Source organism: Allohahella sp. A8 (genome assembly GCF_047946665.1).
Taxonomy (GTDB): domain Bacteria; phylum Pseudomonadota; class Gammaproteobacteria; order Pseudomonadales; family Oleiphilaceae; genus Allohahella.
Window position 1 is genome coordinate 3981203 of the sequence record NZ_CP172312.1, and the last position, 15484, is coordinate 3996686.

General features: G+C 56.8%; 14 protein-coding genes. 11 read left to right on the top strand and 3 right to left on the bottom strand.

Translation table 11 applies throughout. The annotated features are described in order from the left end of the window. Positions 1–202: 202 nt before the first annotated feature. Together ACH3PB_RS17855 and waaA are read left to right on the top strand one after the other, a co-directional pair. A complete protein-coding gene (locus ACH3PB_RS17855; protein ID WP_416396799.1) occupies positions 203–1255 on the top strand; it encodes a DUF2333 family protein in 1053 nt (350 codons plus the stop codon). 15 nt (positions 1256–1270) lie between these two features. After that, positions 1271–2647, top strand: coding sequence for a lipid IV(A) 3-deoxy-D-manno-octulosonic acid transferase (gene waaA / locus ACH3PB_RS17860; protein ID WP_416396800.1), 1377 nt, complete (start codon positions 1271–1273; stop codon positions 2645–2647). On the opposite strand, the gene ACH3PB_RS17865 is transcribed toward waaA, so the two are convergent. After that, positions 2634–4079 (bottom strand): TolC family outer membrane protein, encoded by a 1446-nt coding sequence (locus ACH3PB_RS17865; protein ID WP_416396801.1) that lies wholly within the window; start codon positions 4077–4079, stop codon positions 2634–2636. The genes waaA and ACH3PB_RS17865 overlap by 14 nt on opposite strands. Before the next feature lie 214 nt (positions 4080–4293). On the opposite strand from ACH3PB_RS17865, the gene thiC reads away from it, so the two are divergent. The 6 genes from thiC to gcvH all read left to right on the top strand — a co-directional run bounded on the left by thiC (position 4294) and on the right by gcvH (position 9433). Then, on the top strand, positions 4294–6246 hold the full coding sequence (gene thiC / locus ACH3PB_RS17870) for a phosphomethylpyrimidine synthase ThiC (protein ID WP_416396802.1): 1953 nt from the start codon (positions 4294–4296) through the stop codon (positions 6244–6246). Position 6247: 1 nt separating this feature from the next. Further along, positions 6248–6922: an NUDIX domain-containing protein gene (locus ACH3PB_RS17875; protein ID WP_416396803.1), complete on the top strand. Its 675-nt coding sequence runs from the start codon at positions 6248–6250 to the stop codon at positions 6920–6922. Positions 6923–6955: 33 nt separating this feature from the next. Beyond that, positions 6956–7423 carry a DUF1249 domain-containing protein gene (locus tag ACH3PB_RS17880; RefSeq protein WP_416396804.1) on the top strand — a complete coding sequence of 156 codons (468 nt, stop codon included), beginning with the start codon at positions 6956–6958 and terminating at the stop codon, positions 7421–7423. Between the two features lie 120 nt (positions 7424–7543). Then, positions 7544–8413, top strand: coding sequence for a 3',5'-cyclic-AMP phosphodiesterase (gene cpdA, locus ACH3PB_RS17885; RefSeq protein ID WP_416396805.1), 870 nt, complete (start codon positions 7544–7546; stop codon positions 8411–8413). Between the two features lie 7 nt (positions 8414–8420). Next, positions 8421–9008 carry a YqiA/YcfP family alpha/beta fold hydrolase gene (locus tag ACH3PB_RS17890; protein ID WP_416396806.1) on the top strand — a complete coding sequence of 196 codons (588 nt, stop codon included), beginning with the start codon at positions 8421–8423 and terminating at the stop codon, positions 9006–9008. 32 nt (positions 9009–9040) lie between these two features. Beyond that, positions 9041–9433, top strand: a complete 393-nt coding sequence (gene gcvH / locus ACH3PB_RS17895; RefSeq protein ID WP_416396807.1) for a glycine cleavage system protein GcvH — start codon at positions 9041–9043, stop codon at positions 9431–9433. 20 nt (positions 9434–9453) lie between these two features. Here the strand turns inward: gcvH and ACH3PB_RS17900 are convergent, their stop codons facing one another. After that, positions 9454–10314: an HDOD domain-containing protein gene (locus ACH3PB_RS17900; protein WP_416399481.1), complete on the bottom strand. Its 861-nt coding sequence runs from the start codon at positions 10312–10314 to the stop codon at positions 9454–9456. A 77-nt stretch (positions 10315–10391) separates the two neighbouring features. On the opposite strand from ACH3PB_RS17900, the gene ACH3PB_RS17905 reads away from it, so the two are divergent. Beyond that, positions 10392–11603, top strand: a complete 1212-nt coding sequence (locus ACH3PB_RS17905; protein ID WP_416399482.1) for a class I SAM-dependent rRNA methyltransferase — start codon at positions 10392–10394, stop codon at positions 11601–11603. Positions 11604–11627: 24 nt separating this feature from the next. Here ACH3PB_RS17905 and ACH3PB_RS17910 read toward each other — a convergent pair whose 3' ends face one another. Then, complete coding sequence (locus ACH3PB_RS17910; protein ID WP_416396808.1) at positions 11628–12299, bottom strand: HAD family hydrolase; 672 nt, start codon at positions 12297–12299, stop codon at positions 11628–11630. A gap of 136 nt (positions 12300–12435) precedes the next feature. On the opposite strand from ACH3PB_RS17910, the gene ACH3PB_RS17915 reads away from it, so the two are divergent. Together ACH3PB_RS17915 and ptsP are read left to right on the top strand one after the other, a co-directional pair. After that, positions 12436–12999, top strand: a complete 564-nt coding sequence (locus tag ACH3PB_RS17915; RefSeq protein WP_416396809.1) for an RNA pyrophosphohydrolase — start codon at positions 12436–12438, stop codon at positions 12997–12999. Then, on the top strand, positions 12992–15274 hold the full coding sequence (ptsP, locus tag ACH3PB_RS17920; RefSeq protein ID WP_416396810.1) for a phosphoenolpyruvate--protein phosphotransferase: 2283 nt from the start codon (positions 12992–12994) through the stop codon (positions 15272–15274). The genes ACH3PB_RS17915 and ptsP overlap by 8 nt, the downstream gene beginning before the upstream one ends. The last annotated feature ends 210 nt before the right edge of the window (positions 15275–15484 follow it).

Consider the following 15484-nt stretch of genomic DNA (forward strand, 5'->3'; position numbering starts at 1 on the left):
CGCTCTTGTTATGGGTGAGATGTGAGCAAGTTTGCCGATCTTGTCAGCACAGTTCAAGCGAAACCGCGCGGTGTGGCTGTTTGGACAAGCCCAAAACCGCCTGCCGGAGGTGGTGAAATCTTTACGCTGATGAAGTAGCCTTGGCAGGCGCAGGCCTCTGGCCCCTGCTGACTCTTCTTCACAGGCTTCACTGGACACAACTATGCTCAGAAAAACACGTAACTTCCTGGTCGAACGCGGACAGGATATGGAAGATGCGCTCGGCGGTAGCGCCAGGATAGTCAAGACGCTCCTGGCAGTGCTGCTGATCTATTTTCTGATAGTGATCGTGCTTGGCATCTGGTGGAGTTCTGAGCCGGATAGTTTCAACGTCACTGAGAACAGCACAGAGCTGGCGGAAGCCCAGGGCCATAAGCAGGTTACCGGTTATGTCACCACAGCCACCATGATCCGTCTCATGGATACCTTGCTCAACAAGCCAGGTGGATATGTTTCCAACGACGTCCTACCACCTGGGGTGTGGATGGATAACATGTCGAACTGGGAATTTGGCGTGCTGGTGCAGGTGCGTGATCTCACCAGAGCTCTGAGAAGAGAGATTAGCCGGTCGCAGAGCCAATCTACTGAAGACCGGTCCCTGGTCATTGCCGAGCCAGCCTTCCACTTCAATAACGACGCTTGGATTCTGCCGTCAACGGAATCGGAGTATGAGAAGGGTATCAAGGCCATGCGCAGCTATCTGCAGCGTCTTGCCAATCCGAACGACAAACAGGCGCAGTTCTACGCGCGGGCAGATAATCTTCAGTCCTGGCTGCAGGATGTGGGCACCCGGCTCGGCAGTCTGTCCCAGCGTCTCAGTGAAAGTGTTGGCAAGGAGCAGTTCGATATGGATGCTGGGGCCAGGCTTGGCGCGGATGGACTGCCCGAGCAACCGGAAAGTCAGCGCATCAAGACCAGCTTTACTGAAATCGATGACGTGTTCTATCAGGCTCGCGGCACGGCCTACGCCCTGATCCATCTGCTGAAAGCGGTCGAGAAGGATTTCGAGAGCATCCTTGGCAGCAAGAACGCACGGGTGAGCCTCGCACAGATCGTGGTTGAGCTCGAGGCCACGCAGGCCACAGTCTGGAGTCCGATGATCCTGAATGGTGGCGGTTTCGGTGTTTTTGCCAACCACTCGCTGGCGATGGCCTCCTATATTTCACGTGCCAACGCGGCCATCATCGACCTGCGAAACCTGCTGGAGAATGGTTAGGCCAGGCAGGCTTTCGTGAGTTCGTCAGGCAAGGCCGGTGGGCGCACGGCCGAAGGCAGGTGGCTGCGACTGGCCTACACACAGCTATTTCGCCTGCTCTCACCCTTCATGCTGCTGCGGCTGTGGTGGCGTGGTCGGGCGCAACCTGCCTATCGTTCACGATGGCGGGAGCGCTTCGGCTTTGTAAACCGGCCACCTATGCTGCTTGGCGATACGGTGGTCTGGGTGCATGCGGTTTCAGTGGGTGAAACCCAGGCCGCTGAAGTACTTGTCAGAACCCTGCTCGCCGACGACGCATCACTCGCCATAGTCATGACGACTACTACGCCAACTGGTGCAGCCCAGGTTCGTAAGCTGTTCGATGCCTATCTCGTAAAAGATGGGCAGCCGGGCCGGCTGTTCCATAGTTACGCACCCTTCGACCTCCCTGGCAGTATCAGGCGCTTCATCAAGGAGACTCAACCCAAAGCCCTGTTGGTGATGGAGACTGAAGTGTGGCCGAATTGGCTGGCGATATGCCGCGCCTGTGACGTGCCCAGCTACCTCATCAACGCACGGCTCTCGGCGCGCTCCGCCAGAGGTTATGAGCGGGTCCGAGGACTCGCGGCGCCAGCCTTCCAGACTTTTACCCATATCTGTGCTCAAGCCCAGGCCGACGCCGACCGCTTGGTGGCGCTGGGCGTGCGAGCCGACAGTCTGTCCGTCACTGGCAGCATCAAGTTCGACCAGTCGATCACACTGGACGACGAGCACCTGCGAGGCCTGGTCGCTGAGGAAATAGCGACCGAGCGCTTCGTCTGGGTCGCAGCCAGCACGCACGAGGGCGAGGAACAGGTAGTAATAGAGGCGCACGCAGGTCTTCTGAAAACGCATCCCGACGCGCTGCTCATCCTCGTGCCGCGTCACCCCGACCGCTTTGATCGCGTCGACGATCTGCTCGAGCGAAGCGGGCTGCGTTACATCAGGCGAAGCCTATTGCCAGCTCAGCGAGGTGCTGTGAAGTCGGTGGACGTGTTGCTGGTCGATAGTATGGGAGAACTATTGTACTTCTACGAGGCTGGTCATCTCGCCTTCGTGGGCGGAAGCCTGGTCGACAATGGCGGCCATAACCCGCTGGAGCCGGCTGCATTGGGCAAGGCGGTCATGATGGGGGAGAGCCAGTTCAACTTTGCGGACATTTGCACCCAGTTGAGCGGTGCTGGGGCGTTGATCACGGTCAGCAGCAAGACGCTACAGACCGCCATTGAGTCATACGCTCAGAATCCGGAGCGGGCTCGACTCACCGGGGAGAAAGGGCAAGCCTTCGTGGAGAGGAACAGGGGCGCCGTAAAGCGGGTGTACGAGCGTCTCCTACCTGGCCTACGCTCATCATCCCAAGCTACAGCGAGCTGATCTGCACCGGTCGATTCAGCCATTGATTCAGCTGCATGATATCGTCTTCGCCAAGCTTGCCTGCGGCTCGCAGCAGAGATAGCGAATTGATGATGTAGTCATACCTGGCATTCGCAAAATCTGACAAGGCCTGATAATACGCGCTCTCTGCCTGTAGCACCTCGACCACATTCCTGGTGCCCACGTCATAACCCGCACGCGTCGCTTCGAGAGCACTCTCGCTGGATATGATCTGCTGCTGGCGGGCCTGTATCGCTTCTACGTTGGTGCGAAGGTTGCGGTAGAGGCTGCGAACCTGCAGTCGGACGTTACGCCGCACTGTACTGCCAATTTCTTCTGCCTGAATGTGTTGATAGTGCGCCTGGCGAATGCCTGCCCGGGCGCCACCGCCGAGATACAGCGGCAGGTTCAGGTTGAGGCCTACCACGCCCTGCGTCACTTCTGTGTCGATTGGACTCTGGCCGGCGAACTGGGAATAGCCGTAGGACGCTGTGGCATTGATCGTAGGGTAGAGATCAGCTTTGCGCGCTTTGAGCAGTTCTGCTGCGGCATCGACCGAAAGCGCCGCCGCGAGCAGCTCGGGATTGTTGGCATAGGCCAGGGCCTCCCATTCGCTTACCGGCACCTTGGTGGGGTCCAGAATCGGATAGTCTTCAGCGAGCACGTTGATTTCTTCCACCGACAGACCGGTGAGCCGCTCAAGGTCTTCCAGCGCGATATCCAGCTGGCCTTCAGCGTTGATGCGCTCGACCTTGCCAGCATCGAATATGGCTCTCGACTCCTGGACCTCAGTGATGGCAATCAAACCGACGTCAAAGCGCTCTCTCGCCTGTTCCCATTGGCGCTCGAAGGCTGCTTCGGCACGGCGCGAAGTGCTCAGTTCATCAATCGCCCGGAGCACGTTGAAATAGGCCTGGGCCGAGCTGAAGGTCAAGGTCAATACCGCTTGACGGTATTCCTGTTCAGCTCTCGAGCTACTCTTGCGAGCCGCCTCGAGCTCGTTGTAAGCCGAAGCATCGTAGAGTACCTGACTCACCGAAACGCCTGCACTATAGGTCTTGTAACTGTCGTCACCTGTCCGCCCCGCGCCCTGTGCAACGACGGGATCGCCACCCGGAACCACAGTCGTCGGCTGCACCGTGCCATCGGCGTCCACTGACTGATCGGTATAGTCGGCGCCCGCTGTTGCACCAAGCTGGGGCAGGAGCCGCGCTCGGCTTCGATTGACGTCTTCTGATATGACCTGTCGCCCTGCCTGAGCCGCTGCAAGCTCAGAATCATATTGCAACGCTTTCTCGTAGGCGGTGTTGAGGCCAATAGCCGATGCCAGCGGAGACAGCGCGCAGATGAGCAGACTGGCTCCGGCTACGAGCAGGGCCTGTCGATGTCGTGGGCGCACGGCGGAAAGTGGTGTGTTCTCGTTCAGACGCATTGTTTGTTCCTTGACGGAGAGCTTGAGGTATCTGCGGAAGAGACCTGCTTGAAGCTTGATTGCAGGCCGTACTATACGCTGTAAGTTTTGCCGGCGCGAGTGCTGCCAGGCAGCTGAAATCAGCTTAATAAGGCGCCAAAGACATGGCGAATTCTGTCCAGAGTATATACATTGGGCTGGCACCTGCTAACTGACATACGGAGACACACCAGCAATGAATATCAAAGAGGGCAGCCTGGCCGCTGCGCCAGCCAACCGCAAGGATCATGTCGTTATCGACCCGGAAGCACTGAAGTCATTTCCTGCGAGCGAGAAGGTCTATCTTGCGTTGGAACAGGGGCAGCCGACAGGTAGCGAAGCTGGTGTGAGGCAGCAGTCGGATGCGGTGCGCAGCAGCCTGCGGGTGCCAGTCAGGGCAATATCACTCAGTCCGACCCATACCAAAGGAGGGGTCGAAGAAAACCCGCCTGTGTACGTGTATGACACCTCTGGTCCGTACACGGACACCAATGCCGATATCAACATCACGGCGGGTCTGCCCAGACATCGCGAAACCTGGCTGGAAGATCGAGCCGACAGCGCCACTTGTTCAGCGTTCAGTTCCGAGTACACCGAACGACGCTGGCGCGACCCCACGCTCGAAGTCATTCGTTTTCCGCACAAGCATTTGCCGCGCAAGGCAACGCCAGGCAAAAATGTGAGTCAGCTGCACTACGCCCGAAACGGTTTCATCACGGCGGAAATGGAATATGTGGCGCTTCGTGAAAACATGCGCCTGCAGGAGGCTCGTGCAAAAGGTCTGCTGACGCCCCAGCATCCTGGTCAGTCCTTCAATGCAAACATTCCCGCAGAGATCACTGCAGAGTTTGTTCGTTCAGAGATTGCCAGAGGGCGTGCAATCATCCCGGCAAACATCAATCACCCTGAACTCGAGCCCATGATCATCGGCCGAAACTTCCTGACCAAGGTCAACGCGAACATCGGTAACTCGGCGGTGACCTCGAGCATCAGCGAAGAAGTCGAAAAGATGACCTGGTCTACCCGCTGGGGCGGCGATACAGTCATGGACCTCTCTACCGGCAAGAACATCCATGAAACGCGGGAATGGGTCATCAGGAACTCGCCAGTGCCGATCGGTACCGTGCCTATCTACCAGGCGCTGGAGAAGGTTGGCGGCGTAGCTGAAGACCTCACATGGGACCTCTATCGTGACACGCTCATCGAGCAGGCCGAGCAGGGCGTCGATTACTTCACAATTCATGCTGGCGTGCTGTTGCGCTACGTGCCACTGACGGCCAAGCGGGTCACCGGTATTGTCTCCAGGGGCGGCAGTATCATGGCCAAGTGGTGCCTGGCACATCACAAGGAAAATTTCCTCTACACGCACTTCGAAGACATCTGCGAAATCATGAAGGCGTACGATATCTCGTTCTCCCTGGGCGATGGTCTTCGTCCTGGCTCCATTGCCGATGCCAATGATGCTGCCCAGTTCGGTGAGCTCGAAACGCTGGGTGAGCTAACGAAGATTGCGTGGAAGCATGATGTTCAGACCATGATCGAAGGGCCGGGTCACGTCCCGATGCACATGATCAAGGCGAACATGGACAAGCAGCTCGAAGTCTGCGGAGAGGCGCCCTTCTATACGCTCGGCCCACTGACGACGGATATCGCGCCTGGGTATGACCATATTACCTCTGGCATCGGTGCGGCCATGATTGGCTGGTTCGGCTGTGCGATGCTCTGCTATGTCACGCCGAAGGAGCACCTCGGCTTGCCTGACAAGCAGGACGTGAAGGACGGCCTCATAACCTACAAGATCGCAGCACATGCTGCCGATCTGGCCAAGGGCTTCCCGGGGGCTCAGATACGAGATGACGCCTTGAGCAAGGCCCGCTTCGAATTCCGCTGGGAGGATCAATTCAATCTTGCGCTCGATCCTGATACCGCGATGGCCTTCCACGACGAGACACTTCCCAAGGACAGTGCCAAGGTGGCGCACTTCTGTTCGATGTGTGGTCCCAAGTTCTGCAGCATGAAGATATCGCAGGAAGTTCGTGACTACGCCGCCGACATGGATGACGCCGATTCGGCTGAATTGGAAGCGGCGATGCAGGAGAAGTCCAAGGAGTTTCTTGATGGCGGCAGCGAGCTCTACAAAGAGGTCTGACGTGAAAGCTGAATCCTTCGGTTACGAAGACGTACAGATTCTCGACAACGAGTTGAGCTACGATGGCTTTTTCAGGATCCGCAGCCTGCGTCTGAGGCACAGGTTGTTGACGGATGAAGCCGGCGCCACGAAGGATGGTTCACCGGCTCCGGCCGGGGGCGCGTGGAGCGAAGTCATTCGGCGGGAGTGCTTCGTGCGCGACCAGGTCGCTGTGCTGCTGCCATATCATGTCGAGAGTGACTCGGTTGTGCTGAATGAAGAGTTTCGCATCGGTGCTTGTCTGCAGTCAGGCGCGGCGGCGCAGTATGTTGGATCGCCCTGGCTACTTGAAATTGTCGCCGGTATCTGCGAAAAGGGCGAAGACCCTGCAGCGTCGGCGCGACGTGAAGCCTTCGAAGAGGCTGGACTGAAAATCGGGCGAATGGTGCCAATTCACCAGTATTTGCCGAGTCCGGGTGGCAGTAACGAGTTCGTTAACCTTTACTGCGGACTACTGGAAGATATGCCGGTGGCCGGAGTTTTCGGTATGGGTAGCGAAGCAGAGAACATTCGCACACGGGTCCTGCCTCGGGAAGAGGCGATGGACCTGCTCGCAAAAGGACGCATCAGAAACGCGGCCACAATCATTGCGTTGCAATGGCTCTCGCTGAATTTGAGCCAGTTCAAGGGATCATGAACACTTATTCTCACAGGCAAAACCCGAGAGGACGTGTTGAAGAAACGCTATACACCTGACATCGCTGAGCTAGGCGCAACCTGTGAGGCGAATTATCTTCGTCTCAGCAAGCTGCGGCCTGCCGAACTGGATTCGGTGGATACGCTTCATTACGAGCTATTCGCCGAGGGACACTACCTCGGCGTCATCAAGCTCAGCCTCACCGAGCGCAGCCGTTATACCGACACGATACTGCTCGAACAGACGCATGCGGCCGGGCGCTGGCTGAACGACCCGCACATGCTCGTTCGAATCTATCACGATGCCTCTATGGCCGAGGTCATTTCCGCGCAGGGGCACCTACGCATTGATGGCTTCAACGACTATCCTAATGACAACATGCACTTGCCGGATGAAAAGTCACAGCTGAACAAGTTTCTCGCTGAGTGGCTCTCGATCTGCCTGCGTTACGGGCATCGCAAGAACTCGCTCGATGATCAAGCGAATGTCTGGTGTAGCTGACTGTCGACCAGGCCACAGCCTGGGACCGGCGGTGTTCCTGTTTGCGCGGGACCTTGACTATAATCAAACGGCAATGATATGCATTACCCATGCGCCCATTCACGGAAACCATAATCTGCCATGACGCTCGAGACGCGTCCGGACGAGGGCAACACCCAGCCGGACCAGACCATCAGCGATAGTCATTCGTCCACTGTGACGGCGAAGCCTCTGCGTATCGTGCAGATCAGCGACCCACACCTGTGTGAAACTCACGAGGGCACGCTGCTTGGCCTGAAAACCCATGACAGCCTGGATGCCGTGCTGGCACTGGTTGATGAGGAGGTGTCAAAGCCTGATCTCATCATTGCTACAGGTGACATCACCCAGGACCGAAGTCGCGAAGCCTACGCGGATTTCTGTCAGCAGATTGCCCGCTTCGGCTGCCCGGTCGTGTGGATTCCGGGTAATCACGACGATGCTGATATGATGGCTGAAGTCGCGCCTTTTCCGGAGTTGCAAAGCAAGACCTTCGTGCTCGGCGACTGGAAGTTCATCTTCCTCAATACCGCTGTTCCAGGCAAGGTGCATGGCCGTCTGGCGGCTGAAGAGCTGCAGCTGCTGCAGTCAGAGCTCGATAACGCGGTTCAGCCAAATATCGCTGTTTGCCTCCACCATCACCCCATCAGCATCAGAAGTCGCTGGCTCGACAAGATTGGGCTCAGAAATGCTGACGACTTTTTCGAAGTAACAGATCGCTGCGATCGTATTCGTGCCATCGTCTGGGGCCACATTCACCAGGAAATCGACGAGCTGCGCAACAATGTCAGGATGCTGGCCTCGCCATCGACCTGTGTGCAGTTCAAACCTGAGTCTGGCAGCTTTGCAGTCGGCGAGCAGGCGCCTGGCTATCGCTGGTTCGATCTCTTTGCCGATGGTCGTATTGAGACCCGTGTCGAGCGTGCAGACCACATCGAGTTTATCGTCGACATGAATAGCAAGGGCTACTGAGCGCCTCATGCACTGGCTGTATCTGCATGGCTTTCTCAGCAGTGCAAAATCTGCCAAGGCCCAGTCTCTGGCGCATTGGCTCGCGGCTAATCACAGTGATGTGAAATTCGGCGCGCCAACCTTACCCTTCAATCCTCTGACTGTTGTAGAAATCATCGAAGCGCTCGTTGCAGATGCCGCTGACACCTCCCAACCTGTCACCGGCCTGATCGGCAGCTCTCTCGGTGGCTTCTATGCCCGCCTGATAAGCGCAAGAACCGGCTTGCCAGCTGTGCTGATCAACCCTGCGCTAAGGCCGGACCTGTTATTCGAGAACTATCTCGGCGAGCAGACGAACCCTTATACCGGTGAAACCTACGACCTTCAGACTGCAGACTTGAGGCTACTCCGCGACATGGTCGTGCAGAACGATCCACGCCCACGCCGGCTCTTCCTGTTGATCCAGATGAACGACGAAACGCTCGACTCGGCGCAGACTGTTGTTGATCTGCGGGAGAGTCCTGCCTGGATACAATCCGGTGGGAGTCACCGCTTTGATGCCTTCGAACGTACCTTTCCCGCAATCAGGGCTTTTCTAAGCTCGGGTACGTGCTAGAATCCCGCGCCATTTCAAGAGGAGATTGTACAGTGTCTGACCTGCCTTCCGACCTGCGCTACGCGGCGACCCACGAATGGGCACAACTGGACGACGATGGTGTCACCATCATCGTCGGCATAACCGATCACGCGCAAAAGGCGCTCGGTGACATTACTTACATCGAACTACCCGAACTTGGCGCTGATCTGATTGCGGGCCAGGAAGCTGGTGTGGTTGAGTCAGTGAAAGCTGCTTCCGATATCTATGCGCCGATCAGCGGGATGGTCACGGCCATCAACGAAGAGTTGCTCGAGAGCCCTGAGCTGGTCAATGAAGACCCTTATGGCAGTGGATGGTTTTTCAAGATGCAGCTGCAGGACCCTTCCGACCTCGATTCGCTGCTCGATAGCGAGGGCTACGAGGCAGCAATCGAAGCGGAATAGGGTGCAGGCAGCGGAAAGCTTCAGAGCAGACCGCTGTCGCCCAGGCTGTCGATCATTTCATCCAGGTCGTAACTGCTCAGGCCGAGCAGCTCAAGGACGGCCTCATGTATCCTGTCCCATTCGTGGTCTTCAGACTGGTTGCCCAGTTTCTGGTAGTTGCCCGCAAGATGCTCGGCGGTCTTGAGTATGGCCGTCAGTGCCTTGCGCTGATGCGGACCTGAGTCTTCCGTGAAGTACTCTGTATCCACCCGGTGATGCTCGGCAATGATCTGGCAGAGCTCCGGCGGGAGGTTCCAGGCACGGGCGGTGTAGTAGCCCACCACAGCGTGGTTGGTCTGGATCTGCTCGTTTTCCCATTCGGTGATGCGCTTGTCCGGGTCGGCATAAGACCGGATCTGCAGATCCTTGTAATTTGGGTAGCGCAGCATCATCAATGGTATGCCACAGTTATGAAACAGGCCAAGCAGATAGGCCTCGTCAGGCGAGTGGTAGCCGACCTTGCGGGCGATAGACGCGGCAATGGAGGCGACGTCGCTGGTTGTGTCCCAGAATTTGGTCAGCTCCGTGATCTGGGCGTCCGACATTGAGCCCTTGATGGAGATGCCGTTAACGATGTTCACCACCGAAGTCAGTCCAAGCAGCGCTACTGCCTGCTCAATTGACGTAATATGGCTCTTTATGCCATAAAACGGTGAGTTGACCACCTTCAAAATCGTTCCGGCAAGTCCGACGTCCCGACGAATGAGCCGAGCAATTTGCGTGATATCAGGATTGGGCATGATCTGCTCCATCTGGATATCGACAAGGATCTGTGGTTGAGGAGGAATCTTGATGCCCTGCAGAACCTTTCCGATCTGCTCTGGACTCATCTCTATGGTCATATGCCCGATACGCATGTGTCATTTTCACAGGAGCAACCGGAACGACTGCTCCTTCCAAGCCAATAGTGTAGCCCGTGATGAAAGATGTCCCTGTATTAAAATTGTTGCCGAAAGCTGACCGTCGGATACGTAACGGTCACTGCTGGATCTACAGCAACGAAATCGATGTAGCCAAGACGCCGCTGAAACTTATAGAGAGCGGTGAACAGGCGGTCGTGCTGAATGCCCAGGACAAGTTCGTGTGCACGGCGATGATCAACCCACATACCCTGATCGCAGGGCGCGTGATCTCCAGGCGTGAGGGAAATTTCCTGTCGGAGAAGCTACTCAAGAAACGACTGCTGCTGGCCCGTTCTTTGCGCGATCGTCTCTACGAGAAGCCCTATTACCGCATGGTCTACGGCGACAGCGATGCCTTGCCAGGGCTGGTCATCGACCGTTTCGATGACAGCTTCATCGTGCAGATATCAACCGCCGGTATGGATCAGTTCAAGGCCGTTATCGTTGATTGCCTGCATAACTCACTGGGCGCCAAGCGTGTCATCATCAAGAATGACGGCAAGATGCGGGAAGTCGAAGGGCTCAGTAGTGATGTGGAGTTGTCAGGGCCATCGATAGAGCGTCTTCAGGTCATCGAGAATGGCACATCCATGTATTGTGACCCACTGGGCGGTCAGAAGACCGGCTGGTTTTATGATCACCGTGAGAACCGCAACTGGGCGAGAAAACTGGCGAAGGGCAAGCGAGTGCTCGACCTCTACAGCTACGTTGGTGGTTGGGGCGTGCAGATGCTTGATGCAGGCGCCAGTAGCGTAACCTTCGTTGATGCCTCCGAGTCCGCCATGGCAATGGCGAGGGAGAATGCTGCATCTGTGGGCGGAGCTGACGCTGCTGTCAACTTTCTGCAGGGCGATGCCCGAGCTGTACTGCATCAGTTGCTCGATGCGAATGAAAAATTCGACATGGTCATTGTCGATCCGCCGGCGCTCATTCCACGTCGCAAGGACGTGCCGCCAGGTGAGCGGGCCTATCAGAAGATCAACGAGCTGGCGCTACGCCTGGTGGATGCCAGCAGCGCCGAGGGCGGCGTGCTGGTGTCCGCCTCCTGCTCAATGCATTTGCCCGCGGAGCGACTGCAACTGCTTTGCAACCAGGCTGCGCGGAAGAACGATCGATTGCTGCGCCAGCTTTACTCAGGCACCCAGGGGCCGGACCATCCGGTCCTGCCGGCCGTACCCGAAACCCACTATCTTGACTGCTTCGGTTTTCAGGTCCTGCAGTCCTACTAGCGGACAGCTGACGGCTTCGCTGGCTCAGCAGGCCAGGGTGATGACGGGCCAGGCCTTCGACTGTGCAGCCGCCAGCAGTACAGGATCAGGGTTAACACAGACCGGCCGACCAACCCGCTCCAGCAATGGCAGGTCGTTACGGGAGTCGGAGTAGAAGCTTGCCGTCTTTAACAGCTCTTCGATGTCTTCGACACCTTTCGACCGCAGCCAGGCCTCAAGTTTTTTCAACTTGCCCTCCTGGAAGCAGGGCGTGCCCGTCGCCTGGCCTGTGTAGCACCCGTCTTTCATTTCTGCATCCGATGCCAACAGCACATCGATGCCAAAAAGGTCGGCTATCGGCCTCGTAACGAAATCATTTGTGGCGGTGATCATGATGAGCTGATCACCCGCCTGACGGTGCTCTTCCACCAGAGCCAGACTGGCATTGCTGATGCGGCGGCGGATTTCGGTGTCGATGAAGGCAGCGCGGTGCCGGTGCAGGTCTTCCACCTTATGACGGCTCAGCGGCTCCAGTGCAAAGCGGAGATACGCACGAATATCGAGGCGGCCTTCACGATAGTCCTCGTGGAATTGCTCATTGCCCTTGGCATAGCCCTCACGCTCAACGATGCCGTTGTCGCACATGTATTCGCCCCACAGATAATCGCTGTCGCCGTCCAGCAATGTGTTGTCCAGATCGAAAAGCGCTAATTTCATGTCTATCCTCTGTTAAGGCTCTTTATAAAAGCCTGTTTTACTTCTAAAAGACCAGGACTCTGGTCAAAGATCGTATTGTCTGGCATCGTATGAACAGACTACACATGGTTCACACACTCATATAGGTTCTGCACCGGTGATTGACGCAGATGGATTTAGAGCCAATGTCGGTATCATACTGACAAATGACGCTGGCCGGGTCTTCTGGGCACGACGCATCGGCCAGAATTCCTGGCAGTTTCCACAGGGTGGTATCAAACCTCATGAAACTGCCGAGCAGGCGCTATTTCGCGAACTGCAGGAGGAAGTCGGTCTTTCCCCATCAGGTGTCACTGTGCTCGGTGTGACTGACGGCTGGCTTCGCTACAAGCTGCCTAAAAAACTCATTCGTTATAACTCTCACCCGGTATGCGTAGGGCAGAAGCAGAAATGGTTCCTGCTCCGCCTCACTGATGACGAATCTGCCATTGAAATGTCAGGCTCGCCCAAGCCAGAGTTCGACGGCTGGAGCTGGGTTAATTATTGGTATCCGCTCAGCCAGGTCGTCATGTTCAAACGGGAGGTCTATCGTAGCGCACTTCGCCAGCTGCTGCCGCATCATAACCGGACGCTACAGGCTAGTGCGAAGCCTACGCTGATTGCAGAACTCCGCCTCACCGAGACCCTTGCGGTCAAGCGAGCAGCCGACCGTCGTGCTTAACCTGCTGAAGAGTATCGTACAGGAGGTTTCCAAAGCCCCGGAATTGGGCGCCGCACTTGAGATCATCGTGAGGCGTGTGCGTGAGGCAATGAGCACCGAAGTGTGTTCTGTTTACCTGCTCGACCCGGTGCAGAACCGGTATACGCTGATGGCTACCGAAGGCCTTAACGCCAGTGCAGTGGGCAAGGTCACGCTTGGTCACTCTGAGGGCCTGGTAGGTCTGGTGGGTGTGCGCGAAGAACCGATTAATCTGCAGAATGCACCAGCTCACCCTCGCTTCCGTTATTTTCCAGAGATTGGCGAAGATCCCTATAACGCCTTCCTGGGCGTGCCGATTATCCACCGACGCCGTAATCTGGGCGTACTGGTCGTGCAGCAGAAGGAAGCGCGGCTCTTTGACGAGAGTGAAGAATCCTTTTTGGTAACCGTTTCGGCCCAACTGGCAGCTACCATCGCCCATGGTGAGGCCACAGGCATCCTCTCGGGCATCCATTTTTCAGGAGAGCGTGCCAGAGACGTTTGTATCAAGGGTGTCGCTGGCTCCGGTGGCGTGGGGATCGGTCACTGCGCCGTCATCTATCCGCCTGCCGATCTGGACGCTGTGCCCGACAAGCTCTGCGAAGATATTGAGCTGGAGCTGGCTGCCTTCGCTGCCGCGGTTGAGACTGTTCGTGAAGACATTCGCAAAGTGGACAGCCGACTTAGCGACCAGCTGCGACCAGAAGAGCGCGCCCTGTTCGACGTCTATCTCGGGATGCTCGATTCGAATGCGCTGCCGGGGGAAGTGGTGACCATGATTCGCGGAGGGCACTGGGCGCAGGGTGCTTTGCGGCGGGTCATCGACGAGTATGTGCGTCACTTCGAAGCCATCAAGGACGCCTATCTCAGTGAGCGCGCGGTCGACATCAAGGATCTCGGCACGCGTCTGCTGGCCTGCCTGCAGATGGACGCGGAAAAGGTGGAGCGCAAGTATCCCGACAAGGTGGTGTTGGTCAGTGAAGAGCTGACGCCGTCGATGCTGGGTGAAGTGCCACGGAACAAGCTTGTAGGCCTGGTATCGGCCCGTGGGTCGGGCAATTCGCACGTCGCCATACTGGCACGAGCCATGGGACTGCCCTGCGTTATGGGCGCTGTCGATACGCCAATCAACCGGATCGAGGGCGTCGAAGTTGTCGTCGACGGCTTCAGTGGAGAGCTCTACAGCCACATTTCGGCCGAGTTGCGCAGCTACTACCTGAATATCGCGGAAGAAGAGCGCAACCTGTCGAAGGGGCTCGAGCAGATTCGCGACAAGCCCTGTGTGACCGTCGACGGCCATCAGATGCCATTGTGGGTCAATACCGGTCTGATGACCGATGTGATGCGTTCGCTGAATCAGGGGGCTGAAGGGGTGGGGCTCTATCGCACCGAAGTGCCATTCATGATCAACGATCGCTTTCCCAGCGAACTCGAGCAGCGCGATACCTATCGCGAACAGCTCGAGGCGTTCTCGCCCGGTCCAGTAACCATGCGCACGCTCGATGTTGGCGGCGACAAGTCACTGTCCTACTTTCCTATCAATGAAGAGAACCCCTTCCTTGGCTGGCGGGGTATTCGCGTCACGCTGGATCATCCAGAGATCTTTCTGGTTCAGGTCAGAGCCATGCTCAAGGCCAGCGCCGGACTGAATAATCTGAGAATCATGCTGCCGATGATTTCCAATATTTCCGAAATCGAAGAGGCGATGCACCTTGTGTATCGCGTGTATCACGAGGTTCGGGAAGAAGGCTTCGACATCGCATTGCCGCCGCTCGGCGTGATGATCGAAGTGCCTGCGGCAATTTTCCAGGTCCGCGAAATTGCCGAGCGGGTAGACTTTATTTCTGTCGGCAGCAACGATCTGACTCAGTATCTACTGGCGGTAGATCGTAACAATCCACGCGTCGCTTCGCTCTACCATACCTTTCATCCGGCGGTATTGCATGCGCTCAAGCGCATCGTCGAGGACGCCCACGCTGTCGACAAGAAGGTCAGTATCTGCGGTGAACTCGCGGGAGACCCTGGCGGAGCTATCCTGCTGATGGCGATGGGGTACGACATGTTGTCGATGAACGCCAACAGTCTGCTTCGCATCAAGTCTGTGCTGCGGGCGGTCAGTCTGGAGTGGGCACAGGCGCTGCTGGCCCGCCTGCTTGCCATGGATTCGCCCCAGGTCATCAAGGCTTCTATCGATCTCGCATTACGTGAGATCGGCTTCGACCACCTTTCCAGGCCACCCCGTACTGAATCCCATTGAAAATTTCGCCAATCAACAGGCCTTTTCGTCCACGATTTTTACACTCCCGACCGCGTAAAGCTCAAATTAGTATGAAAGTACTAAGGCTAAATGATTGAATTCTGTAGAAGGCTTCAGGCAGAGCGCGAAATCTGCACCTATACTTTATCCATGAACGTATCAATGATTAACAAAGGTTCACGGGATGAAGAATCGGCTGTCTGTAGTGGT